This is a genomic window from Sphingopyxis sp. CR5 (assembly GCF_059693785.1).
In genome coordinates this window covers 81,657-104,125 of record NZ_JCATIE010000014.1, presented here as the reverse complement: position 1 = coordinate 104,125, position 22,469 = coordinate 81,657, and the positions used below count along the sequence as shown (strand labels likewise).

The 22,469-nt window shown below is 65.3% G+C and carries 20 protein-coding genes; 18 read left to right on the top strand and 2 right to left on the bottom strand.

Annotated features, from left to right (window positions below):
• The 3 genes from AC58D2_RS18765 to AC58D2_RS18755 form a co-directional block, all read left to right on the top strand.
• The coding region (locus AC58D2_RS18765; RefSeq protein WP_497392612.1) for a zincin-like metallopeptidase domain-containing protein at positions 1 to 486 on the top strand (486 nt) is incomplete at its 5' end.
• Entirely contained in the window at positions 483 to 917 is a 435-nt protein-coding gene (locus AC58D2_RS18760) for a DUF2958 domain-containing protein (RefSeq protein ID WP_497392611.1), read from the top strand. The genes AC58D2_RS18765 and AC58D2_RS18760, both read left to right, overlap by 4 nt.
• Entirely contained in the window at positions 914 to 2,869 is a 1,956-nt protein-coding gene (locus AC58D2_RS18755) for a ParB/RepB/Spo0J family partition protein (protein WP_497392610.1), read from the top strand. Before AC58D2_RS18760 ends, AC58D2_RS18755 begins: the two co-directional genes overlap by 4 nt.
• 102 nt (positions 2,870 to 2,971) lie before the next feature.
• Here AC58D2_RS18755 and AC58D2_RS18750 read toward each other — a convergent pair whose 3' ends face one another.
• Together AC58D2_RS18750 and AC58D2_RS18745 are read right to left on the bottom strand one after the other, a co-directional pair.
• Positions 2,972 to 4,075: a hypothetical protein gene (locus tag AC58D2_RS18750; RefSeq protein WP_497392609.1), complete on the bottom strand. Its 1,104-nt coding sequence runs from the start codon at positions 4,073 to 4,075 to the stop codon at positions 2,972 to 2,974.
• Positions 4,065 to 5,246: a hypothetical protein gene (locus AC58D2_RS18745; protein ID WP_497392608.1), complete on the bottom strand. Its 1,182-nt coding sequence runs from the start codon at positions 5,244 to 5,246 to the stop codon at positions 4,065 to 4,067. The genes AC58D2_RS18750 and AC58D2_RS18745 overlap by 11 nt, the downstream gene beginning before the upstream one ends.
• A 326-nt stretch (positions 5,247 to 5,572) precedes the next feature.
• Between AC58D2_RS18745 and AC58D2_RS18740 the strand changes: the two genes are divergently transcribed.
• The 15 genes from AC58D2_RS18740 (at position 5,573) to trbJ (ending at position 22,380) form a co-directional block, all read left to right on the top strand.
• Positions 5,573 to 5,872, top strand: a complete 300-nt coding sequence (locus AC58D2_RS18740; protein ID WP_497392607.1) for a DUF736 domain-containing protein — start codon at positions 5,573 to 5,575, stop codon at positions 5,870 to 5,872.
• A gap of 144 nt (positions 5,873 to 6,016) precedes the next feature.
• Complete coding sequence (locus AC58D2_RS18735) at positions 6,017 to 6,247, top strand: helix-turn-helix domain-containing protein (protein WP_497392606.1); 231 nt, start codon at positions 6,017 to 6,019, stop codon at positions 6,245 to 6,247.
• Entirely contained in the window at positions 6,244 to 6,816 is a 573-nt protein-coding gene (locus tag AC58D2_RS18730) for a S26 family signal peptidase (RefSeq protein WP_497392605.1), read from the top strand. The genes AC58D2_RS18735 and AC58D2_RS18730 overlap by 4 nt, the downstream gene beginning before the upstream one ends.
• Entirely contained in the window at positions 6,804 to 7,370 is a 567-nt protein-coding gene (locus tag AC58D2_RS18725; protein ID WP_497392604.1) for a lytic transglycosylase domain-containing protein, read from the top strand. Before AC58D2_RS18730 ends, AC58D2_RS18725 begins: the two co-directional genes overlap by 13 nt.
• 29 nt (positions 7,371 to 7,399) lie before the next feature.
• On the top strand, positions 7,400 to 7,951 hold the full coding sequence (locus AC58D2_RS18720; protein ID WP_497392603.1) for a hypothetical protein: 552 nt from the start codon (positions 7,400 to 7,402) through the stop codon (positions 7,949 to 7,951).
• A 252-nt stretch (positions 7,952 to 8,203) separates the two neighbouring features.
• Positions 8,204 to 10,162: a relaxase/mobilization nuclease RlxS gene (gene rlxS, locus AC58D2_RS18715; protein ID WP_497392602.1), complete on the top strand. Its 1,959-nt coding sequence runs from the start codon at positions 8,204 to 8,206 to the stop codon at positions 10,160 to 10,162.
• A gap of 50 nt (positions 10,163 to 10,212) precedes the next feature.
• Positions 10,213 to 14,253: an NACHT domain-containing antiphage protein EruA gene (gene eruA / locus AC58D2_RS18710; protein ID WP_497392601.1), complete on the top strand. Its 4,041-nt coding sequence runs from the start codon at positions 10,213 to 10,215 to the stop codon at positions 14,251 to 14,253.
• Entirely contained in the window at positions 14,250 to 15,032 is a 783-nt protein-coding gene (locus AC58D2_RS18705) for a hypothetical protein (protein WP_497392600.1), read from the top strand. Before eruA ends, AC58D2_RS18705 begins: the two co-directional genes overlap by 4 nt.
• 141 nt (positions 15,033 to 15,173) lie before the next feature.
• Positions 15,174 to 17,207 (top strand): conjugal transfer protein TraG, encoded by a 2,034-nt coding sequence (locus AC58D2_RS18700; protein WP_497392599.1) that lies wholly within the window; start codon positions 15,174 to 15,176, stop codon positions 17,205 to 17,207.
• 2 nt (positions 17,208 to 17,209) lie between these two features.
• On the top strand, positions 17,210 to 17,614 hold the full coding sequence (locus tag AC58D2_RS18695; RefSeq protein WP_497392598.1) for a CopG family transcriptional regulator: 405 nt from the start codon (positions 17,210 to 17,212) through the stop codon (positions 17,612 to 17,614).
• Positions 17,611 to 18,597, top strand: coding sequence for a P-type conjugative transfer ATPase TrbB (trbB, locus tag AC58D2_RS18690; RefSeq protein ID WP_497392597.1), 987 nt, complete (start codon positions 17,611 to 17,613; stop codon positions 18,595 to 18,597). The genes AC58D2_RS18695 and trbB overlap by 4 nt, the downstream gene beginning before the upstream one ends.
• Before the next feature lie 3 nt (positions 18,598 to 18,600).
• Positions 18,601 to 18,936, top strand: a complete 336-nt coding sequence (locus AC58D2_RS18685) for a TrbC/VirB2 family type IV secretion system protein (protein WP_497392596.1) — start codon at positions 18,601 to 18,603, stop codon at positions 18,934 to 18,936.
• Positions 18,933 to 19,205, top strand: a complete 273-nt coding sequence (locus AC58D2_RS18680; protein WP_497392595.1) for a VirB3 family type IV secretion system protein — start codon at positions 18,933 to 18,935, stop codon at positions 19,203 to 19,205. Before AC58D2_RS18685 ends, AC58D2_RS18680 begins: the two co-directional genes overlap by 4 nt.
• On the top strand, positions 19,199 to 21,628 hold the full coding sequence (trbE, locus tag AC58D2_RS18675; RefSeq protein ID WP_497392594.1) for a conjugal transfer protein TrbE: 2,430 nt from the start codon (positions 19,199 to 19,201) through the stop codon (positions 21,626 to 21,628). Before AC58D2_RS18680 ends, trbE begins: the two co-directional genes overlap by 7 nt.
• The gene (gene trbJ, locus AC58D2_RS18670) at positions 21,628 to 22,380 is read left to right on the top strand and encodes a P-type conjugative transfer protein TrbJ (protein ID WP_497392614.1); all 753 of its coding nucleotides are present in this window, start codon (positions 21,628 to 21,630) and stop codon (positions 22,378 to 22,380) included. Before trbE ends, trbJ begins: the two co-directional genes overlap by 1 nt.
• Positions 22,381 to 22,469: the final 89 nt, after the last annotated feature.

Sequence of the window (22,469 nt, the reverse complement as noted above, 5' to 3'; positions counted from 1 at the left end):
CATGATCGTCGTGCTCCATGTTGTTGGAGCGACGAGGATTATGCCGAATGGGGTTGGCGTGATCATACCGCCGACCGCGCCCTAACGAGCACATGCGGCATAATCCGGATCGCGGCATTATGGCCGTTATGCCGATATCGGCATAAGTCGCACGCCACCGGTCACGCCAAACGCCTAGGCCGCGACCTCACCAACAGTTTCGGGACCAAGGGCTACGCCCGTGAGGAAATGGTCGCCGAGATGGGTTCGGCGTTCCTCTGCGCTGCGCTCGGCATCGTCCCGACCGTGCGCCACGCCGACTATATCGGATCATGGCTTGAGGTGCTGCGCGAAGACAGCCGCGCCATCTTTCGCGCGGCAAGCGCCGCAAGCAAGGCCGCCGACTGGCTGCTCGCGCGCCATGCCGAGGCAGGCGAAGCGGCACAGGACGGGAGGCCAGAGAATCCGGACAGGCCAGATGAAGCTCCGTTGAGGAGGGCGGCATGATCCTGCTGCCTCCCCATATTCGCTTCGCGCTGCGCGCCAACGCGATCAACGCCAAGGCTGCGCGGGCCAATGGCAACCCCGAACCCGACCCGCTTCCGCTGCTCAAGCTGTTCAATCCGCTTAGCGCCGCGACATGGCTTGCGACCGAACTCGATGCCGATGGCGATTCGCTGTTCGGCTTGGCGGATCTGGGTTTTGGCAGTCCGGAACTGGGCTCCTATTCGCTCCGCGAAATCGCCGCGATCCGACTGCCGTTCGGTCTCACCATCGAACGCGACATCGCGTTCGCGACCACCCACCGCCTGACGACTTGGGCGGATTGGTCGCGCCGCGCCGGGTCGATCCTCATGGCCGAGACCCTGCTGCGCCGCGCCGCCAGCCCACCCGGCGACGCCGCCGACCCCGTTTCGGACCCCGACAGGGCCGAATGACGCGCGGGCGGCCGCTTGCCGCCCATGATTGGCTGGTCCGCTTGTCCAACCGTTCCGGACCGGCCCCGATGAAAAGGAGAAGACCCATGCAACTTGACTTCATTCCGCTCGCCAACCTTTCGGTCAGCAAGGCCAACATGCGCTATGCGAAGAAAGCGCCCGACGTGACCGACCTCCTGCCGACCGTGCGCCGACGCGGAGTCATCGTGCCGATCTTGGTCCGACCGAACGGCGAGGCCGATCATTATGAAATCGTCGCGGGCGCGCGGCGCTTCCATGCCGCCAGTCTTGTCGCTGCCGAGCGGCGCGAGGCGGGCGAACCCGAAGAGGCCATGCCGTGCGCGATCCTCGACGAAGGTGACGATGCCGCCGCCATCGAGGCCTCGATGATCGAGAACATGGCCCGGCTCGAAGCTGACGAGGTCAATCAATGGGAGAGCTTCGTGCGGCTGGTCAAGGAAGGCCGCAAGATCGACGACATCGCCGCGACCTTCGGCTTGCCCGAACTCACCGTCCGCCGCATCCTCGCGCTCGGTAACCTCCTGCCGCGCATCCGCGACATCTATCGCCGCGAAGCCATCGACGCGGTCACGGTGCGCCATCTCACCATGGCGAGCAAGGGCCAGCAGCGCGCATGGCTCGCGCTCTATGATGACAAGGAGGCCTATGCACCCCGCGGTCACCAGCTCAAACAATGGCTGTTCGGCGGCGCTTCGATCATCGAGAAGCACGCGCTGTTCGATGTCCCCGCATCGGGGCTTGCGATGATCGCCGACCTGTTCGGCGAGGATCGCTACTTTGCCGATCGCGATGCCTTCTGGGCTGCGCAGGAAGCCGAGATCGCTTCGCGCCGTGCCGCCTATCTGGACGATGGCTGGGCGGAGGTCGTGATACTGGCAACGAATGAGCACTTCCATAGCTGGGAATATGAACGCGCGGCCAAGCGCAAGGGCGGGCGCGTCTATGTCGATGTGCGCGCCACGGGCGAGGTCATCTTCCACGAGGGCTATCTGACCCGCACCGAAGCGCGGCGGCGCGAAGCAGGCGAAACAACCGAAACCGTACGCGCGGCGCGCCCCGAAGTGACGAGCACGCTCGACCGCTATGTCGCGCTGCATCGCCATGCCGCCGTGCGGCTGGCGCTCACCGGCGCGAGCGGCGTCGCATTGCGGTTGATGGTCGCCCATGCCATCGCGGGCGCGCAATTCTGGCGGGTCGAGGCCGACCCGCAAGGGTGTCGAAACGAGCAAGTCCGCGCGTCGCTCGATGAGAGCCCCGCCCAGATCGCGTTCGCGCAAAAGCGCCGCGCGGTGCTGAGCCTGCTCGGGTTCGACGCCGATGCGGGCTCGCTGGTCGGGTTCCACCGCGAAATCGAAGGCGATGCGGCAAGCGCGATATTCGCGCGTCTGCTCGACCTTCCCGATCCCGCGATCATGGAGGTCATCGCCATCGTGAGCGCCGAAACGCTCGCCTCCGGCAGCGCGATAATGGAAGCGGTCGGGCTGCACCTTGGCATCGAGATGGCGGTCAACTGGACCGCCGATGCGGCCTTTTTCGAATGCGTCCGTGACCGCGAAGTGCTGCGCGCCTTGGTCACCGAAGTGGCAGGACCGACCGTCGCCGAGGCCAATGAAAAGGAGAGCGGCAAGACCCTCAAACGCATCCTCGCCGACCATCTGGAAGGCGCGAACGGACGCGCACAAGTGACCGGATGGGTGCCGCGCTGGATGGCGTTCCCGCCTGCTGCCTATACCACGCGCGGCGGGGTCGGCAGCGTCGCGGCACATGCCGCGATGGGGCGGATCGTGCCCGAGGAACCNCCGCGCTGGATGGCGTTCCCGCCTGCTGCCTATACCACGCGCGGCGGGGTCGGCAGCGTCGCGGCACATGCCGCGATGGGGCGGATCGTGCCCGAGGAACCCGAGACCGAGCCGCTGCCGATGGCGGCATGACGACACGGACGCGGCGGCGACCAACGCCGTCGCGTCTGTTTGAGAGGCCCCTGAAAAAAATCGCGCCGCGCGCCTCGGCCTGATCGGCCTCGGCGCGCGGCGTCATGTATTTTTTGGACGGCGCAGCTTCGCCTCCGCGCGCTCAAGGTCTTCCTCTCCGGGCAGCTTTGGGATCGCCATCCAGTGTGTCGGCTCGCCCGGCAGACGCCCTGGCGGCGCGAAAGGATCGGAGAGACCATTGTCGGCAAGATCGATGTCGAGAAGCGGCGGTCGCTCACCATCAAGCGCCACAACCAGCAGGCCGGTCATTCCTTCATATGCCGCCCATGCATCTGTCGATGTCGGATGCGCGCCACTGTGATGCAAATCGTTACGCGCCTTGCGCGCCGCTGTCAGCGCCTTTGCAATATCCAATCCGATCGATCCTTTCTGGACCAACATCTCGATACGCGCCGATGCTGTCCATGTTCGCGTATCGGACAACTGGCTGCGCCGGGTTTTGCTTCTATCTGTGGCCAATGTCGGTGCGATAATATGTCGCTCCCACAGGAATGAGACCAACTGCTCGACCACGATCCAGAGGTTTGCGAGTGCCGCGCCCCAGTCGAGCCGTGCGAGCCCGGTCGTTCCCTTGAGCAGATATTCACCACGTACGGGCGGCAATGCTGCCAGCATCCGCAGCCCCGCGCGCATGGCCTGATCAAGTTCCGTCAGTGAGACTTTGCGCGGGTTCGACAGCGCGATTGCTTCCAGCGGACTCGCCTGCAGGCGCCTGACATGATCATGGAAAAGGTTAGGTGCAGCCAGCCCCGGCCGCTGGCTGCGAATATATGCCCAGTCAATTATCGAACCAAGATCGAGTCCGTCGGGCGTGATCGCCTCACAATAGATGCCGCCAAGTAGCAGTGCCGCGAGATAGCGGTTGAAGGCCTCGACTGCAGCTTGTGGAGTGCGCAGGCCATCGAGCGGCGGCAGAGCCAGTGCTCCGTCACGCCCGATCACAAGATGATAGGGTCGTTCGAGTCCTACATCAATTCCACCGACCAGTCGGTGAAGGGTCGCATAATCCCAACTCTGGGCATTGATCTGCTCGATCGTCGGGTCCCAAGCTGGCTCGTTGTCGGCTTCAACAAGACGGAATGGATGAAGATAAGCGATCATGCACCGCACGCGTCGCCTGCGCAGCGCGTCATCTTCATTCGTCAAGCTCGCCTCCCATGGTAAGCACGGCCCAGTCCGGGAAGCGCCCGAGTGCGGCGATCGCGCGGAGCACACGCGCGACCAGCGCGTCGGCGTCCTGAAGATCGAGCTTGGATTTTGAGCTCAATGACCCGGTATGCACTGCGCTCGACCGGGCATCGTAAAGATCGCGCATGGCCCGGAAAACCGCCGCCCGTTCGGCGGGGTCCTTGCCCAGCAGCCAGGCGGCGCGGTGACCGACCTTGTAGCGGATCTCGGTGTTCGAACTGCCATGATCGTGCATCAGCGCGATTTCCGCCGCCATGCCAAGCTCGAGCGCCTTGTCTACATCGGACGCCGCGAGCCGCGCGCGCCCAAGCCGGTCGACCGCGCGCGCCAGACTGTCCAATTCCCGAAACCCGCCAAGCTGCGCATAGACCTCCGCAACGACGCTCGCGGCAACCGGAAACGATACCAGCGGATGCGACTGAAAGGGCCGCCCCGCGCTGTTGCCTTTGCCAGCGACGAGGCAGGCCTCACGCGCTGGTTCCAGCACCGACAGCGGCAGCTCGACCGCTCCAATGCTCGCTAGCAGGCAGGCCAGCCGCACGCGTCGGCGCACGATCTCGCGTTCGCCGTTAGGTGGCTGTGTCGCGCTCGCGTCCTGCGCGCCGAACCCTTCGGCCTGTTGCCGGAACGCCGGGGTGACCGTGAACGACTGCCGCAGCATCGCCGCGCCGGTCGGCACGGGCATGCCCTGGAAGGGATGCGCCTGCATCATCCGCGCAAACATTTCTTCGCGTTCGGGCTCGATCACGACCCCTTCGGCGAGAACACATTCGGCATCGATCTCGACGCCGAACAGCGGCGACACTTCGGTATATTGGCCGACATTTGCGTCGACTTCAGCCTCGAACATCGCGATAATATCCGCAGGGCTAGCGCCTCCGACAAGGCGGTCGATCGCCCAGCCGCCGAACTTCCCCCGCACCAAAGCACCGCCGCCGTCGCCGGTGTAAATCCACAGGTCGCGATAGGCATCGAACGGCGGCGCGCTCGCGAGCGCGGTATCTATGTTGCCCTCATTTTCCTGGCGCCAGAACATATAGTGCCGGCCCCGCTTGTGCTCGGCCATCTCGGCGGCTGCCTTCTCCAGCACCGCGATCACGCTCTGGCGCGTTCCTGTCTGTGTCGTCATTTGCATGATCCCCTTGGGCGCCACGATAGCAGCATGCGCTCCAGCCTGCATCGCCAGATGCCTTTCGCACCTCGAATTCGCCGCCCCACGGACCTCTTCCGGCTGATCTGCGGCCACCGGGCCGGGGCGCAACGCCGCCAGCGCGGACTTTCTTCCCCGGCTCCCGGGCTGCGCCCGTCGCCTCCTCGCGGATCAAGAAACTCCGCGTGACGGCATCCTTCGCTAACGCTGCGGCCCTGCGGGTGCGCCCCGTTCCGGGCGGCCGCTCACGATCGCCTGCACGAGGCCGCATCGGGCGGCTTCGGCCAAGCGAAAGGAATGTTATCATGGCACAGATTGGCAGCTTCACCCGTGATGCCTCGGGCGTCTACAGCGGCACCATCCGCACCCTGACCCTCAACACCAAGGCGACGATCCGCCCCGCCAGCCGCGAACATGACAAGGCGCCAGACCACCGGGTCTTTTCGGGCGCGGTCGAGATCGGAGCCGGCTGGACCCGCGCCGCCAAGGAAACCGGCGCGGAATATCTGAGCCTCAAGCTCGACGATCCCTCGCTGCCTGCGCCGATCTACGCGACGCTGGTCCAGGGCGACGACGGCGAGAACAAGCTCATCTGGTCGCGCTGAGCGAGCCGGGCCGCGGCGCCCGTCGCCGCGGCCCTATCGAATCCGTGAGGCCCGGATTTCGATAGATCACACGCGAGGACAGCACGGTCATGGCTGGGGTCGACCCCGCACCAGCGGGGGACGCCACAACCGGAAGATCGCCCCATGGACCAGGACTTCGACGTCGACCGGGCGAACCGCGCCAAACGCGGCTCGCCCTTCCTCAATACCGAGCAGGCCGCAGCCTATCTCAAGCTCACCGGGCGCCAGCTCAAGCGCCTTCGCCGCGCCGGCAAAGGGCCGACCTTTCGCCGCCACAGCCGCTTCATCCAATATCATATCGATGATCTCGACCACTGGTCGGACGCGCAGGCCGGCAAGGACTATGCGCCATGATCGGGCGGGACCGACCCGAACCCCGCATGGTCTGGGCACATCATATCGCCGAGCGCGTTGCGCGCCGCCGCAGATTGCGCCGACGCCTTGTGATCGGCGCGCTTGGCGCGGCCCTGGTGCTGGCCTCGGCCGCCGCGCCGCCGCGCGCGCGGCTCGTGTGGAACATGTCCGACAGCGCGCCACGCGGGCTTTATTGGGTGCGCCCCGGCACCACGCCGGAACGCGGGGATATGGTGATCGCACGTGTGCCCGAGCGCTTCCGCCGGCTCGCGGGCACCCGCCAATACTTGCCTGCCAACGTGCCGCTCGTGAAGCGGGTCGCGGCCATCGCCGGCGACCGCGTGTGCGCCATCGGCAACGTAATTCTGGTCGATGGTCAACGCATTGCCCGGCGGCGCATGACCGACGCCCTCGGCCGGCCCATGCCGCGCTGGCACGGGCGCCGGTGGCTTGGCGAAGGGCAGTATCTGCTGCTGATGCCGCATCCGGACTCGTTCGACGGACGCTATTTCGGGATCAGCGAGGGAGGCGATGTGCTCGGCACGGCGCGGCTGATATGGGCGCGCTGACTCTCGTCATCGCGGCGGCATCGATGGCCCAATGGCAGCCGCAGATCGCCGAAGCCTCCGCCCGCTGCGGCGTACCCGAGGCGTGGATCGCGCGCGTGATGACCGCCGAAAGCGGGGGCCGCACCATGCTGAACGGCGCGCCGATCCGCAGCCGCAAGGGCGCCATCGGGCTCATGCAGCTGATGCCGAGCACCTGGTCCGAAATGCGCGCCGACCTGGGTCTCGGCAGCGATCCCGATCAGCCGCGCGACAATGTCATCGCTGGCGCCTGCTATCTCAGGCGCATGTTCGACCGGTTCGGCTACCCCGGACTGTTCGCCGCCTACAACGCCGGCCCGGCGCGCTATGCCGCCTATCTTGCTGGCCGGGCCAGGCTGCCAGCCGAAACGGTCGCCTACCTCGCGCAGGTGGCCGGCCCAAGTCCGGCTGAGGCGCGTTCGACACCGCAAGCGCCACCTCAGACGTTGTTCGTCGTCCGTCGATCGGTGCCGCCGACCACCGTCAGCTCGGTCGCGCCATCGGTATTGTTCGCCATCCGGCGAGGCCAGGACTAGTGGCGAAGGTGGGAGGGGCTCGTCTCGATATGTCCCAGCATGACGGCTGGCGAAGCGGCTTTCAAGGCCCGCGGGTACCCCCCAATTTTCTGCGAAAATCGGTTCCCCCCACGTCCGCTTCGCGGCGCCTGCGCTATCGCTTCGGCGGCCCTGACAGCCGCTTCGCCACCCGTCTCCAAAACGCCGTTCTCGATTTTGGGAACGCAAGGCTGGAGATGGTCATGAGCATGATGGAGCAAATCGGAACGGCGTCGGATCGCGTGATGGCGGCGCTGGTGGCAGGGCTTGAACTGGAATTTGGACGCGGTGCCGGGGAAGGACTGGCGCAGCGCTTTCTGGACGCCGAGGAGGTGGATTTTCTTTGGGATGCACGGCTCCAGGAGCGCTGGATCGGCAGCTATTTGAACGAAATCGACGATGATCTGGAGCTCGACCGGGTCGAAATCCTGGCGCGGCTCGACGCCAGATGGATCGTCGCAAGGGTGATCGTCGATGGCGATGGCAGGCCGCACGGGCTGCTCGGGCGGCGTGATTATCGCACCCGGTGCGATGCCGAACAGGCGTTCGGGCATGCCCATTGAGCGATGGCGGATCACCGCGAAGTGGCGGCGCCGAAAGGCTGTCGTCGCTTCCCTTTTTTTGAGCCGAAAGGAAGGAGGCAGGGGAGGAAAGGGAAAACAAGTTAAAGGCAGTGTCTCGCGACACTGCTCAACCCTTTGTCTGCACATCCTTTTTTCGGGAGACACGCGAAAAATCGCGCGAGACAAACATTCAAGGAATGGCGGATTTGCGCCATTTTTGGCTAAGAATCGCGAGATTTCGGGGTCTGGCGAGTGAAGGACGACGACTTCACCCCGAAGCTTGGCCGGTCGCGCAATCGCGACGGCAAGCGCACCCTGAGATATGGCGGCAAGGTGCTGTCGGCCGCTCGGCTCGCCGGCGGTACGACAGGGGTCAGGTCGCGCCGTTTCGATGGCAGCCGGATCGGGCGCGGCGCGAGCATCGGGCGCCTGCTTTCAAGCCGCGACCGCTTCTCCGGCATGCGCGGGCGGCGTGCGATCGTCAAAACCCGGCTGGTGCGCATGGCGGGCAAGGGCAAAGGCGCCGCCAGAGCGCATCTGCGCTACATCCAGCGCGACGGCGTCGCCCGCGATGGCACCCCCGGTACCCTGTACGGCCGCGATACCGACGATGCCGATGGCAAGGGCTTCCTGGACCGGTGCTCGGGCGACCGCCACCAGTTCCGTTTCATCGTCTCGGCCGAGGACGGCGCGGAATATCAAGATCTCAAGCCCTATGTCCGCCGGCTGATGACGCAGGTCGAGCAGGATCTCGGCACGAAGCTCGACTGGGTGGCGGTCGATCATTTCAACACCGAGCGGCCCCACAGCCATGTCATGCTGCGCGGCGTCGACGACACAGGCGCCAATCTCATCATTGCCCGCGAATATATCGTTCATGGCCTGCGCGAACGCGCGTCCGAGCTGGCGACCCTTGACCTGGGACCCCGCACCGATCGCGAGATCGAGGATCGGCTTCGCCACGATGTCGAGCAGGAGCGGCTGACCGCGATCGACCGCCGGGTTCTCCGCCGCATGGACGAAGAGCGCGTGACCAGTCCGGCGCACAACGATCCCTTCCAGCAGTCGGTAGCGGCAGGGCGTCTGCGCAAGCTCGCGAGCATGGGCCTGGCGGAGGATCTGGGCGGCGGGCACTGGCGACTCGCCGACGGGATGGAGGAGACGCTGCGCCGAATGGGCGAGCGGGGCGATATCATTCGCCTGATGCAGCGCGAGCTGACAGCGCGGCGGCTCGAACGACCTGAGGTCAATCGCATCATCGACCCGGCGCTGACCGCACCCGTCACCGGCAAGGTCATCCAGCGCGGCTTTTCCGATGAACATCGGGACCGCCACTATCTGATCCTCGACGGCATCGATGGCCGCGTCCGCTATATCGATATCGGACGGGCGAGCGCGACCGAGCCGACGCCGGAGGGCGCCGTGATCACCATTCGCCCGCGCGACGGCGTGATCCGCGAGGTCGATCACACGATTGTTGCTGTCGCGCGCGCGTCGGACGGGAGCTATTCGGTCGACGCGCACCTGCGGCATGATCCGGGTGCGAGCCAGGCCTTCGCCGAAGCCCATGTCCGTCGGCTCGAAGCGATGCGCCGCTCAGGCAAGGTCGAGCGCCTGCCCGATGGGCGATGGACCATCGCGCCCGACCATCTCGATCGCGTCGCGGCCTTTGAGGCACGCCTGTCGCGCGATCAGCCCGTTGCGATCGAGATCGTATCGCCTGCAGCCGTCGAAACACTGACCCGCCATGATGGGCCGACCTGGCTCGACCGCGAGCTTGGCAGCGCGGAGAGCTCGGTCATCCGCGACAGCGGCTTTGGCCGCGAAGTTCGCGCGGCGCTGGCGGCGCGCCAGCAATGGCTGGTTGATCAAGAGCTGGGCACGGAAGACGGAGGCTTTCGGATCAACGGCGATGCCCTGGCGGCCCTTCGCCGCCGCGAACTGCTTCGCCTTGCCGACGGTCTGCGCGGCGAGCTTGGCAAGGCGTTTGTCGAAACGGAAACCGGGCAGCGGATCGAAGGACGTTTCACGCGCGCCATGGAGTCCCCCGGTGGACGTTATGCCGTGATCGAGAAGAGCCGCGAGTTCACGCTGGTGCCATGGCGGCCAATATTGGAGCGGCAGCTTGGAAAGTCTGTAACCGGCATCATGCGCAGTGACGGCATCAACTGGCAGTTGGGTCGTGGCCGCACCGGACCTGTGATTAGCTGAGCATCTTCCGCAATGCTGGCGGCGTCACGCCAAGTTGATTAAAGACCAGCATGGCCGATGCTGAACCTGTTATTGAAATTGACCGAAGACTCGAGCGCGAGGATCCGAATGCGCGCGCGCCGGTCATTATCGATCAGGCGGCGATCGCATCGCTCGATGGCCCCGTTGTCATTCTCGGCGACCCAGGCCTGGGCAAAAGCGTGCTGGCCCGGGCGATCGGACGGCAGGCCGGCTTTGTATATGTTCGTGCCGCGAGTTTCGTCCGCAATGCACATCCTGAAAGGCTGATACCCAACGGTGAATGCCTCGTCATTGATGGGCTGGATGAAATCGCGTCCGCCACCGTCGGAGGCGGCGTCGATGCGATTCTCACCCAATTGTCGCGCCTCGGATACCCGCGTTTCATCTTGTCGAGCCGTGAGGTGGACTGGCGCGGAGCGGCTGACCGGATCAAGATCGAGGATGATTATGGCCAGCCGGCCATATTGCTCCACTTGCTGGCCTTCGATCGCGACGACGCGGAACTCTACCTCCATCGCAACTTCCCCGCGGTCGATGCCAATGGTCTGCTCACTCATCTCGGCGATCGCGGTCTGGAGGAGATCTACAAGAATCCTTTGACCCTTCGGCTGATCGGCGAGATTGCGGCGAGTGACGAACCGCTCCCCGATAGCCGCGCGCAGCTGATCGATCGCTCCTGCCAACTCCTCGTGCAGGAGGACAATCCACGTCATCAGGACGCCGCGCATGCGCGCGCCGATGCCGACAAGCTGCTTCTGGCTGCCGGCGCCTATGCCGCAACCCATCTGCTCTGCGATCTATCGGGCCTGTTCAACGGCCCCGCCGGACAGACACCCGAAGGCTGTGTCCACGTCGCTCAAATCGCGGCACTGCCGCACGCCGACGCGATTGAAGCATCCCTCCGCACCAGGCTGTTCGAAGCCGAGGGCGGACAGCGCTTTCAACTTCTGCATCGTGTCCTTGCCGAATATCTTGGTGCGAAGTGGCTCGCGCGTTGCTTCGCGTCAGGCGTTTCGGCGCGGCGGATATTCTCGCTATTTGGACAGGGCCATGGCGTCCCGACATCGCTGCGCGGCCTCCACGCATGGCTGGCCCATTTCGATGATGTGCTGGCGGAGGTCTGCGTCGCGGCCGACCCCTATGCGGTCCTGCGCTACGGCGACGCGGAGACCATGCCAGTGCACGTCGCGCGGTGCCTGCTCGCCGCTCTGGCTGCGCTATCCGAGCGAGATCCGTTCTTCCGTGCCGAAGACTGGGGCCGACATCCGGCGAGCGGTCTCATGCGGGTCGAACTCAAGGAGGACATTCTCGCTCTGATCGGCACGCCGGAGCAGCACACGCATCTGACTCTTCTTCTCGTCGAAGCGATGGCCGGTACCGAGCTGACCGCGGTGCTGGAACCCGAACTGCGCAAGATGATGTTTGACCCTGCGCGTTATTACGGCGAGCGCAACCGTGCTGCCGACGCGCTGCGTGAACTGGGCCGCATCGGCGACCCGGTCGCGACAGTTGAACGGCTCATGGCGCAGGGCGGCGAGGACGACCGCCGACTGGCGTGGGAGCTGCTGCATGACCTGGGTCTGGGCACGGTCCGAATGGAGCTGGCAGTCCGCACGCTCTACGCGCACATCGGCGTCACGGTCAGCGACCTAGATCGGAACGACGATAGGCTCGATCTTGCCCATCTGAGTGATGCATCGATCGAGGCGCTGGATCGCCCCCAGCTCGAAGCACTTCTTGACGCCGCCCGCGACTATGGCGAGCCATTATTCGATGACGGCGATCACTCGGCAAAGGCGCAGGTTGCCGATCTGGTGCGGCTTGCGGGCCTTCGCGCACTAAACCTTGACCCGCCGATGGCACCCGCCGACATCTGGCGGCGGCTTCACTGGGTCGACCACAACCAGGGCTACAAGCGCGAGACGACCCTCGCGCTGACAGAGTGGTTCAAAGCCCGCCCCGTTATCCGGCGCGCTATCCAGACTCACGTTGTGTTTGATGCGGGCTATGATCACGTTCGCGATGCATCGTTCGCGTTCTACGAATGCGGTCTCGACCTCTATCCGGACGAGGATGATGTCATTGCACTGATCGAGCAGCTCGATCGTCGTCGCGGAAATGACGAGGCAGACCTCGATATGCTGGAGGAACTCGTGCTCCTCGCGCCACGCCGCGCGGGCATCAGCGCGGCCGTCAGAGCAGCAGCGACCAAGATCGGTTCCGGCTCGACGAAATTCATGGCCAGGCTCAAGGAGCTGGCGAAACCGGTCGTCTACGACTGGGAACGCAAACAAAAGGCCGCCATCAAGCGATCCGAAGCACGGCGGGCCAAAGTCCACCAGACTTTCCGCGATCGGCTGGGGCGGGATCTTCCGGCGGTCGACGCGGGCACACCCAATCTGCTGTACGATCCGGCGAAGGCCTATCTTGGCCGCTTCAGCGACTTCGACAAGGAAGCCCCACCGGAGACGCGGGTGACGGCGTTCCTGGGCGATGAGCTGGGCGAACGGGCGTTGCAAGGCTTCATGGCAAGTTTCGATCGCAACGAACGGCCATCTGCTCGAGAAATCGTCGACTCGCATCTCGATGGCAAACACTATTTCGCCGAACTTTGCCTCGTATGTGGCGTGGCCGAGCGATTGCGACGCGGCATTGGGATCGATGATCTATCGGTGGAGGCACGCGAGGCCGCCTTCATGGCCTGGCGGCGCACGACCGATTCCCAGATCTCAGGCGGCATGGATCTGAAACCGCTCGAGACCGCCGTCCTGTGCGATGAAGCCGCAATCGAGCGTTTTTTCCGCACGTCGATCGAGCCCCAGCTCGAGCGCAAGGCCGGCCATGTCTATGATCTCTATTTCCTGGGCAACGATCCGCGCTGGCGGTCGCTGGCCGGGCGCCTTGCTGTCGAATGGCTGCGCCGCTTCCCGTCACTTCCCGCGTCGGTCGAGAGCGAATTGCTCGGGCACGCCACCCGTCATGCCGAACTGGCTCAATTGCAGGTGTTGGCGCGAGAAACGCGCGACCGCGTCCATCGCGACTATGAGACGATGTTGGCGTGGCTCGCGCTCGATTTTCTGGTCGATTTCGACGCCACCTTGGATCATCTCAGCGAAGCGGCTGCGGACGATAGGGCGTTTCTCTGGTTCATCCGAAACCGCGTCTCCGGAGAGCGGGATGATCCCGAGCACCGCCTCACGATTGCGCAGCGCCGGTTCATCGTCGAGCGCTTCAGCCGCGCGTGGCCGCGCACTTCGCGGCCGCAAGGCAGTTCGAGTGGTGACACCAATCCTTGGGATGCGTCATCGACCATCGAGAATAATGGCTATGCGATTGGTGGCGACCCATCGCGCGAAGCGACCGCCACCCTCGAACAGCTCATCCGCGTTGCCGATCCGAGCTATATCGATCCGCTGCGGCACGCGCTTGCCCTCCAGCTGCGGGCGCGCCGGGATTCAGAATTTACCCCGGTATCCGTGACCAATCTCGCAGCCGTTGTCAGTGACGCGCTCCCGGCTACGATCGACGACATGCGCGCCTTTTTCGGCGACCGGCTGAACAAAGTTCAGGATCGCATGCAATCCACCAACACCGACATGTGGGAGGCCTATTGGAATGGTGCGAAGCCGCGATCCGAGAACTTTTGCCGCAACCGGCTTGTCGAGCATGTCTCTGGCCAGTTGCCCGAAGCGATCCGCTTCGAGCCAGAGATGCATATGCCGGGACAGAAGCGCGCCGACATTGCCGCGATCCTGGGGAAGATAGGTCTGCCGGTCGAGATCAAGGGACAATGGCACAAAGAGGTCTGGACCGCACCGACAGAGCAACTCGCCGCGCGATATCTGCGTGATTGGCATGCCGAGGGCCGCGGGGTTTACATCGTATTGTGGTTCGGGAATGTGCCGGGAAAAAACCTGCCTGCCCACCCTGACGGGTTGGCACGGCCAACGACGCCCGAGGGGCTGCGGGAGATGCTCGTCGATCGCCTGCCTGAAAACCTTCGAGATGTTATCGATGTGTATGTCGTCGACGTTTCGCCGCTACCCGGCAAGGGCAAGGCAACGCCATGATCAAACCGGCGTTCATCAAGGCGCAAATCGCCAAAGCGAAGGCGCAGCGCAGAACGCCGCCGTTTCTGCGCAGGCTTGTCGCGCAGGCGGTCGATACGACCGCACGCGACCATTATGGCGGCGCCTATTCGACGAAATGTCTTCAGATCTCGAAAGCGCTTCAGACCGCACTTGCCCGTTTTGGGATTAGCGGTCGTCTATGGATGGGCGCCTTTTGCTCGGTCGAAGTTTACAATACGCCCGGCCAAGACACCTGGGGCGGGTTCTGGGGTGCAGAACATCACGTCTGGCTTGTGACCGGGTTCAACGAACTGGTGGATCTCAGCATTGCCGAGCTTCCACGGCATCCCAAGCAAAAGCGTACCGATGGCATTGCAATGCCGGCTATCTGGTGGAACGACATGGGGGCACCTTTGTCGGTGATCCGTTATCTGCCAGATGTTGTTGCCCGCACAATCAGCTTTCCCGAGCAAAGCGACATGGACGACCTCGCGTCCTTTGAGAACGCGGTCATGGCCAGGCTCGACATGATGCTCGCGACGATGGATGTCGCTGACATACGGTTCGGCGCGCTGCTTGAAAGCATTGATCAAGCCCAGCGTTTGCATGGCCAAGGCCACCCCTGGCTCAATCGCGCGATCCGGTTTCAGGATCTCGCAATTCCGTTCCCGATCTGGATTACCCAGCGGACCCGCGAAATTCGCGAAGCGCATGAGGCCGGCCTGCCGCTTCCGAGCCGTCTCTCAGCCAATCCTTCGCTCGTTGCCCGCCAGACGTAACGGGCGCGATCTAGGCGATCGGTCCCGGGCGTCCCCCGAAAGGTACGCTAAGTCACCAGCGAGGCTCTGACGCCGACCAGCATTTTCGAAGAGTCTTGGGCCAGGCCCGCCACCTATTGAGTCGCGCGGGCGGAGGCCCGCATGACACCGACCAAACTTCTTATCGGCCAGATGCTCGTCGTCGCGCTCATCGTGCTGGCGGGCGTCTGGTTCGCCACCCAATGGGCAGCCGCGAAACTCGCCTATCAGCCAGAACTCGGCGGTGCCTGGTTCGAACTGGCCGGCATCCCGATCTACGCCCCCTGGTCGATCTTCCCTTGGTGGTACTCGTTCGACGCCTATGCTCCGATCGTCTTCGACGAAGCAGGCGTCATTGCAGCCACCAGCGGGATCGCCGGTTGCGGCGCCGCGATCTTCGGCTCGCTCTGGCGTGCCCGCCAGCGCCGTAATGTCACCACCTACGGCTCGGCCCGCTGGGCGAGCCTAGGTGACCTGCGCGCGGCAGGCCTGCTCGCCGACGATGGCGTTTTCCTTGGCCGCGACCGTCAGCACTATCTGCGCCACGATGGGCCCGAACACGTCATGGCATTTGCGCCAACGCGCTCGGGCAAGGGCGTTGGCCTGGTGGTGCCGACACTGCTTGGCTGGACCGGGTCGGTCGTCGTGCACGACATCAAGGGCGAAAACTGGCAACTGACTGCCGGCTGGCGCGCGCGCTTCTCGCACTGCCTCCTGTTCAACCCGACCGACGCCCGCTCGGCCCGCTACAATCCACTGCTGGAGGTTCGCCGCGGCGCCGACGAAGTCCGCGACGTGCAGAACATCGCCGACATCCTCGTCGATCCCGAAGGCGCGCTCGAACGGCGCAACCACTGGGAAAAGACCAGCCACGCCCTGCTGGTCGGCGCGATCCTTCACATCCTCTACGCCGAGGAAGAGAAGACGCTCGCTCGCGTCGCGACCTTTCTCTCCGATCCGCAGCGCCCATTCGTCGCGACGCTCAAACTGATGATGAGCACCAATCATCTCGGCACGCCGGACGCGCCGCAGGTGCATCCCGTGGTCGCTTCGGCAGCCCGCGAAGTGCTCAACAAGTCGGACAACGAACGCTCGGGCGTGCTCTCCACCGCCATGTCGTTCCTCGGCCTGTACCGCGACCCGACCGTCGCCGCGGTCACGGCGGCGTCCGACTGGCGCATCGCCGATCTCGTCGAAGCCGACCATCCCGCTTCGCTTTATCTGGTAGTCCCGCCGTCCGACATCAGCCGGACCAAGCCGCTTGTCCGCCTGGTCCTCAACCAGATCGGCCGCCGGCTCACCGAGCAGCTGCACGCCGGGACCGACAATGCGGCGCCCGGTCGGCACAAGCTGCTTTTGATGCTCGACGAGTTCCCGGCGCTGGGCCGTCTCGATTTCTTCGAGACCAGCCTCGCTTTTCTCGCCGGCTATGGCGTGCGCGCCTTCCTGATCGCTCAGAGCCTCAACCAGATCGAAAAGGCCTATGGCGAGCACAATGCGATCCTCGACAATTGCCATCTCAGGATTGCGTTTGCGACCAATGACGAACGTACCGCCAAGCGCATCTCGGACGCATTGGGGACCGCGACCGAACAGCGCGCGATGCGCAACTATGCCGGCCACCGGCTCGCACCCTGGCTCGCGCATGTCATGGTCAGCCGGCAGGAGACGGCGCGCGCGCTGCTGACGCCCGGCGAAGTCATGCAGCTCTCGCCCAAGGATGAGATCATCCTCGTCGCTGGTCATCCACCCGCCCGGGCGCGCAAGCTGCGCTATTTCGAAGACCGCGCCTTCACCGCGCGCGTGCTGCCCCCGCCGCTTCTCGCCGAGGGTGGCTACCGGGACTGTCCGGCCCGCCGCGCCGACGATTGGGCAGGATATGTGCGCGGCTCGGACGCGCGGCTGGCGGCCGAGAGCCTTGGAGACCAGGAGGCCAGCGATGGCGGGCTCGAACAGGCGCGGCACCCGGCCCATGAACCCGCGCCCCATGTCCGGGTCGATATGGCGCCCGCCGATCCGCTTGGCCTGGGCGAGGACGATGTCGATGCGGCAGCGGACAAGCGCGCCCTTGATCAGGCGGCAAGCACTGCCGCGCGGACGGTCTACGGCATCGACGCCGGCACCCGCTCGCCCGACGATTTCCAGCTGGGCTTCTGACCATGGTCGAGCGCGTTCGCCATCAACTCTTTCTGCCCAAGCCGCTCAGCGACCGGCTGGAGGCGCTGGCCGCCAAGCCCGGTGTATCGAAGTCGGCGATCCTGGCCGACGCCGTCACCGCGTGGCTCAACCGGCGCGGCGCCTCCGAACTCGAGGACCGTTTCTCCATCCGCCTCGACAGACTGACCAACTCGGTCGGCCGCATCGAACGCGATGGTCAGGTCGTGCTTGAAACACTGGCACTATTCATCCGCTTTGAACTCGCGATCCAGGCACCGCTTGCAGAAAATGATCATGCCGGGCGGGCGGCGGCGGCCAAAAGGTTCGAAGCCTTTGTGGCTCAGGTTGGCCGCCAGTTGGCGAGCGGACGGCGCACGCTGGTCCCGACCGGGGAGGCCGAGCGATGAGCGAGACCGTCACCGCTGAGCGCGGCCGCCGCATGCTGATCACCGCCCTTGGGCCCGATATCGCGGCCGCCATGCGCGACCCGCAAGTGATCGAGATCATGGTCAATCCCGATGGCGCGCTGCGTCTCGACAAACTGGGCGAAGGCCGCATCGATACCGGGGTCATGCTCGATGCCGCCCAGGTCGAGCGGATCATCCGCCTCGTCGCTTCCCATGCGCGGACCGAGGCCCATGGCGAGCTGCCGATCGTTTCGGCCGAACTTCCCGCCCACGGCGATGGCCGGGCCGGCGAACGGTTCGAAGGGGTTCTGCCTCCGGTCGTCACCGCGCCGTGCTTTGCGATCCGCAAGCCCGCGCAGCGTCTCTATTCGCTCGACGACTATATCGCCGATGGCATCATGACGATCGGGATCGCCGACAGCCTGCGGGCCGCGGTCACCCAGCGCTACAACATCCTGGTCGCCGGCGGCACCAGTTCGGGCAAGACAACGCTTGCCAATGCGCTGCTCGCGGAAATGGCCTGGGTCGATGCGCGCGTCATCCTGATCGAAGACACGCGCGAGCTGCAATGCCCGCTTCCCGATACCGTCGCGCTGCGCACCCGTCCCGGGATCGTCAGCATGACCGACCTGGTCCGCTCGACCATGCGGCTGCGGCCCGACCGGATCATCGTCGGCGAGGTTCGCGGCCCCGAGGCGCTCGACATGCTCAAGGCCTGGAACACCGGGCATCCCGGCGGCATCGCCACGGTCCACGCCAACAGCGCGCTCGCTGCGCTCTACCGGATCGAGCAGCTCTGCCAGGAAGCGGTGGTCACCGTGCCGCGCCGTCTGATCGCCGAAGCGATCGACCTCATCGTATTCATCTCGGGCCGTGGCACCCAGCGCCGGATCACCGCGGTGTCGCGTGTCGTGGGCCTCGATCCCGACACGCAGGCCTATGCGCTCGCCGATTTTCTCCCCCCAAGCCCGAAAGGAGCCTGACCCATGCAGACTGCCCGATTGAATCTCCAACACCCCGGCCTGACCGCCGGCGCGGCGCTCGTGCTCGCGCTCGGCATCGCGACCCGAGTCCACGCGGCTGGCTCAGGCATGCCGTGGGAAGAGCCGCTGCAACAGGTTCTGGAATCCGTGCAGGGGCCGGTCGCCAAGATCGTCGCGGTGATCATCATCATCGTGACCGGCCTGACTCTCGCTTTCGGCGAGACCGCAGGCGGCTTCCGGCGCCTGATCCAGATCGTGTTCGGGCTGTCGATCGCCTTCGCGGCTTCATCGTTCTTCCTGTCCTTCTTCAGCTTCGGCGGCGGGGCACTCATCGCATGACGGGCGGCGGACCGCATCTGGAAGGGTTCGAGGCACCGATCCACGCCAGTCTCGGCGCGCCGATCCTGCTTGGCGGCGCACCGCGCGGGATCGCGATCGTCAACGGCACGCTCGCAGCCGCCGTCGGCCTGGGCCTGCAGCAATGGCTCGCCGGGCTGATCCTCTGGGCGGCGGGACACAGTCTCGCCGTCCTCGCCGCCCGGCGCGATCCCGACGTCGCACCCGTGCTGATGCGCCACCTCAGGCAGAAGGCTTATCTCGCATGCTGAATCTGCGTGAATATCGCGCCCGCCATGACCGGCTGGCCGACCATCTGCCCTGGGCGGCGCTGGTCGCTCCGGGCGTCGTGCTCAACAAGGACGGCAGCTTCCAGCGCACGCTGGCCTTCCGCGGCCCCGATCTGGAATCGGCGACCGAAGCCGAGCTGATCGGCGCGTGCGCGCGCGCCAACAATGTCCTGCGCCGGTTCGGCAGTGGTTGGGTCTTGTTCTTCGACGCCGAGCGCCGCCAAGCGCTGAGCTATCCCGACAGCGATTTCCCCGACGCAGCAAGCTGGCTGGTCGATGCCGAACGCCGCGCGGCCTTCGAGGATGAGGGCCAGCATTTCGAAAGCCGTTATCATCTGACCCTTGTCTGGCTACCGCCCGCCGACAGCACCGAGAGCGCTGGACGGTCGCTGGTCGAACGGCCGACTGGCACGCGGGATCGCGACTGGCGCGCTGCGCTGGCGCAGTTCACGGCCGAGACCGATCGCGCGCTCGATCTGCTGCGCGGGTTCATGCCCGAAGTGCGCGCGCTCGACGATGCCGAAACGCTGACATTTCTCCATGCGACCTGTTCCGATCGTCGGCACGGCGTCGCCGTCCCCGAGACGCCCGCCTATCTCGACGCCATTTTGGCCGATACGTCGCTGGTTGGAGGGCTCGAGCCCAAGCTTGGCCGGCTGCATCTGCGCACGCTGACCGTGCTCAGCTTCCCCAACATGAGCCGCCCGGGAATCCTCGACGCGCTCAACCATCAGGATTTCGGCTATCGCTGGGTCACGCGCTTCATCGCGCTCGACAAGACGCTCGCCACCAAGACGCTGACATCGCTCCGCCGCCAATGGTTCAACAAGCGCAAGTCGGTGACCGCGCTGCTGCGCGAGGTGATGTACAACCAGCCGACCCAGCTGCTCGACAGCGACGCCGACAACAAGGTCGTCGATGCCGACCTGGCGCTACAGGAACTGGGCGGTGACCATGTCGCGTTCGGCTATCTGACCACGACGATCACGGTTGCCGATGCCGACGCCCAAATCGTCGAGGACAAGGTGCGGCGCGTCGAGCGCATCATCAATGGGCTCGGGTTCACGACGATCCGCGAAGGCGTGAACGCCGTCGAGGCATGGCTCTCGTCACTGCCCGGCCAGGTCTATGCCAATGTCCGGCAGCCGCTCGTCCATACCCTGAACCTGGCGCACCTGATGCCGCTGTCGAGCGTCTGGGCCGGTCCGGATCGTAATGCCCATCTTGGCGGACCGCCGCTGCTTGTCGCCAAGACCGCCGGGTCGACGCCGTTCCGCCTTTCCACCCATATCGGCGATGTCGGGCATATGCTGGTGGTCGGCCCAACCGGCGCCGGCAAATCGGTCCTGCTCGGTCTGCTCGCATTGCAGTTCCGGCGCTATTCGCACGCGCAGGTCTATATCTTCGACAAGGGCTATTCGGCGCGCGCCGCCGTCCTGGCGTGTGGCGGGGCGCATCACGCGCTCGGCGAAGGAACGATGCCGGCGTTCCAGCCCCTGGCGCGGATCGATCGCGCCGACGAGCGGGCATGGGCTGCCGAATGGATCGCGGCGCTCATCGCGCACGAGCAGGTTGTCGTCACGCCCGAGATCAAGGATGCGGTCTGGTCCGCGCTGGCGAGCCTTGCGACAGCCCCGCCCGGTGAGCGCACGCTGACGGGGCTGGCGATGCTGCTCCAGTCCAAGCCGCTGCGCACCGCCTTGCAGCCCTATACGCTCGAGGGTCCGCACGGCCGCCTTCTCGACGCTGCCGAACAGCAGCTGAGCTTCGCCGATATCCATTGCTTCGAGACCGAGACGCTGATGAACGAAGCGTCGGTCATCGCGCCTGTCCTGACCTATTTGTTCCACCGTCTGGAGGAGCGGTTCGACGGTCGTCCGACGCTGCTCATCCTCGACGAAGCCTGGATCTTCCTCGACCACCCACTGTTCGCCCAGCGCATCCGAGAATGGCTGAAGGTGCTGCGCAAGAAGAATGTCGCGGTCATCTTCGCGACGCAGAGCCTCGCCGATATCGCCGGCTCTCCGATCGCTCCCGCCATCATCGAGAGCTGCCCGCAGCGAATCCTGCTGCCCAATGACCGGGCGATCGAACCGCAGTCGCGCGACATCTACGAGCGGTTCGGGCTCAACGCTCGGCAGATCGAGCTGATCGCGCGGGCCACCCCCAAGCGGCAATATTATCTGCAATCGGCACGCGGCAACCGTCTGTTCGAGCTCGGCCTCGGCCCCGCGTCGCTGGCGCTCACCGGTTCGTCCGATCCCGCCACGCAAGCCCGGATTGACGCGCTGCTCGCCGCCGATGGCGCGGACGGCTTTGCGGAACGCTTCCTGCGCGATGCCGGCCTTCCATGGGCCGCCGACCTGCTCGCCGATTTTTCCAAGCCTCAAGAAGGAGAAAACTGATGCGTATCCCTGTTCGAAAACACCTCATTGCCACGGCCCTGGCCTTGGGTGCCGGCGGTTCGCTCATCATGGGCATCGCCATGACCAGCACGCCGGCGCAGGCGCAGTTCGGCGGTGTCGTGTTCGACCCCAGCAACTATGCCCAGAACATCCTGACCGCGGCGCGCACGCTCCAGAGCGTCAACCAGCAGATCGAGCAGCTGCAGAATGAGGCGCAGATGCTGATTAACATGGGCAAGAACCTATCCCGCATCGACTTCCCGCAGATCGATGAGATCCAGCAGAAGCTTGCCGCGATCGACCGCCTGATGGGCCAGGCCCAGGCGATCGACTTCCGGGTCGACCAGCTCGATCAGCGGTTCCAGCAGCTGTTCCCGCGCGATTTTTCGCAGGCGCTGACCCGCGATGCCCGTGTCCGCACCGCGCGGGAACGGCTTGACGCCAGCAACGCGGCCTTCCGCCACACGATGACGGTGCAGGCCGAAGTGGTCGAGAATGTCCGGGACGATGCCCAGACGCTCGCGGCGATCGTCGCGCGCAGCCAGGGCGCCGAAGGCTCGCTGCAGGCGCAACAGGCAACGAACCAGTTGCTCGCGCTCACCGCCAAGCAGCAGATGCAGCTCCAGCAGATGATGGCGGCGCAGTTCCGCAGCGATGCGCTGGAGGCAGCGCGCCGTACGACCCAGGCCGCCGAAGCGCGCGCCGCCACCAAGAAGTTCCTCGGTTCCGGATCGGCCTACACGCCCCAATAGCGCCCTCACGGGCCGCAAAGCCCGATCCGGCCAGCGGCGATGGGTCCCCCTCCCATCGCTGCGTCGCGGGGTACGGTTCCGCTCCCCCA

Bases quoted from the DNA above. Each gene is read 5' to 3' on its own strand.
- AC58D2_RS18760 (WP_497392611.1), top strand. From the start codon at position 483: ATGATCCTGCTGCCTCCCCATATTCGCTTCGCGCTGCGCGCCAACGCG.
- AC58D2_RS18745 (WP_497392608.1), bottom strand. From the start codon at position 5,246: ATGACGACACAGACAGGAACGCGCCAGAGCGTGATCGCGGTGCTGGAG.
- AC58D2_RS18740 (WP_497392607.1), top strand. From the start codon at position 5,573: ATGGCACAGATTGGCAGCTTCACCCGTGATGCCTCGGGCGTCTACAGC.
- AC58D2_RS18735 (WP_497392606.1), top strand. From the start codon at position 6,017: ATGGACCAGGACTTCGACGTCGACCGGGCGAACCGCGCCAAACGCGGC.
- AC58D2_RS18730 (WP_497392605.1), top strand. From the start codon at position 6,244: ATGATCGGGCGGGACCGACCCGAACCCCGCATGGTCTGGGCACATCAT.
- AC58D2_RS18725 (WP_497392604.1), top strand. From the start codon at position 6,804: ATGGGCGCGCTGACTCTCGTCATCGCGGCGGCATCGATGGCCCAATGG.
- AC58D2_RS18720 (WP_497392603.1), top strand. From the start codon at position 7,400: ATGTCCCAGCATGACGGCTGGCGAAGCGGCTTTCAAGGCCCGCGGGTA.
- eruA (WP_497392601.1), top strand. From the start codon at position 10,213: ATGGCCGATGCTGAACCTGTTATTGAAATTGACCGAAGACTCGAGCGC.
- AC58D2_RS18705 (WP_497392600.1), top strand. From the start codon at position 14,250: ATGATCAAACCGGCGTTCATCAAGGCGCAAATCGCCAAAGCGAAGGCG.
- AC58D2_RS18700 (WP_497392599.1), top strand. From the start codon at position 15,174: ATGACACCGACCAAACTTCTTATCGGCCAGATGCTCGTCGTCGCGCTC.
- AC58D2_RS18695 (WP_497392598.1), top strand. From the start codon at position 17,210: ATGGTCGAGCGCGTTCGCCATCAACTCTTTCTGCCCAAGCCGCTCAGC.
- trbB (WP_497392597.1), top strand. From the start codon at position 17,611: ATGAGCGAGACCGTCACCGCTGAGCGCGGCCGCCGCATGCTGATCACC.
- AC58D2_RS18685 (WP_497392596.1), top strand. From the start codon at position 18,601: ATGCAGACTGCCCGATTGAATCTCCAACACCCCGGCCTGACCGCCGGC.
- AC58D2_RS18680 (WP_497392595.1), top strand. From the start codon at position 18,933: ATGACGGGCGGCGGACCGCATCTGGAAGGGTTCGAGGCACCGATCCAC.
- trbE (WP_497392594.1), top strand. From the start codon at position 19,199: ATGCTGAATCTGCGTGAATATCGCGCCCGCCATGACCGGCTGGCCGAC.
- trbJ (WP_497392614.1), top strand. From the start codon at position 21,628: ATGCGTATCCCTGTTCGAAAACACCTCATTGCCACGGCCCTGGCCTTG.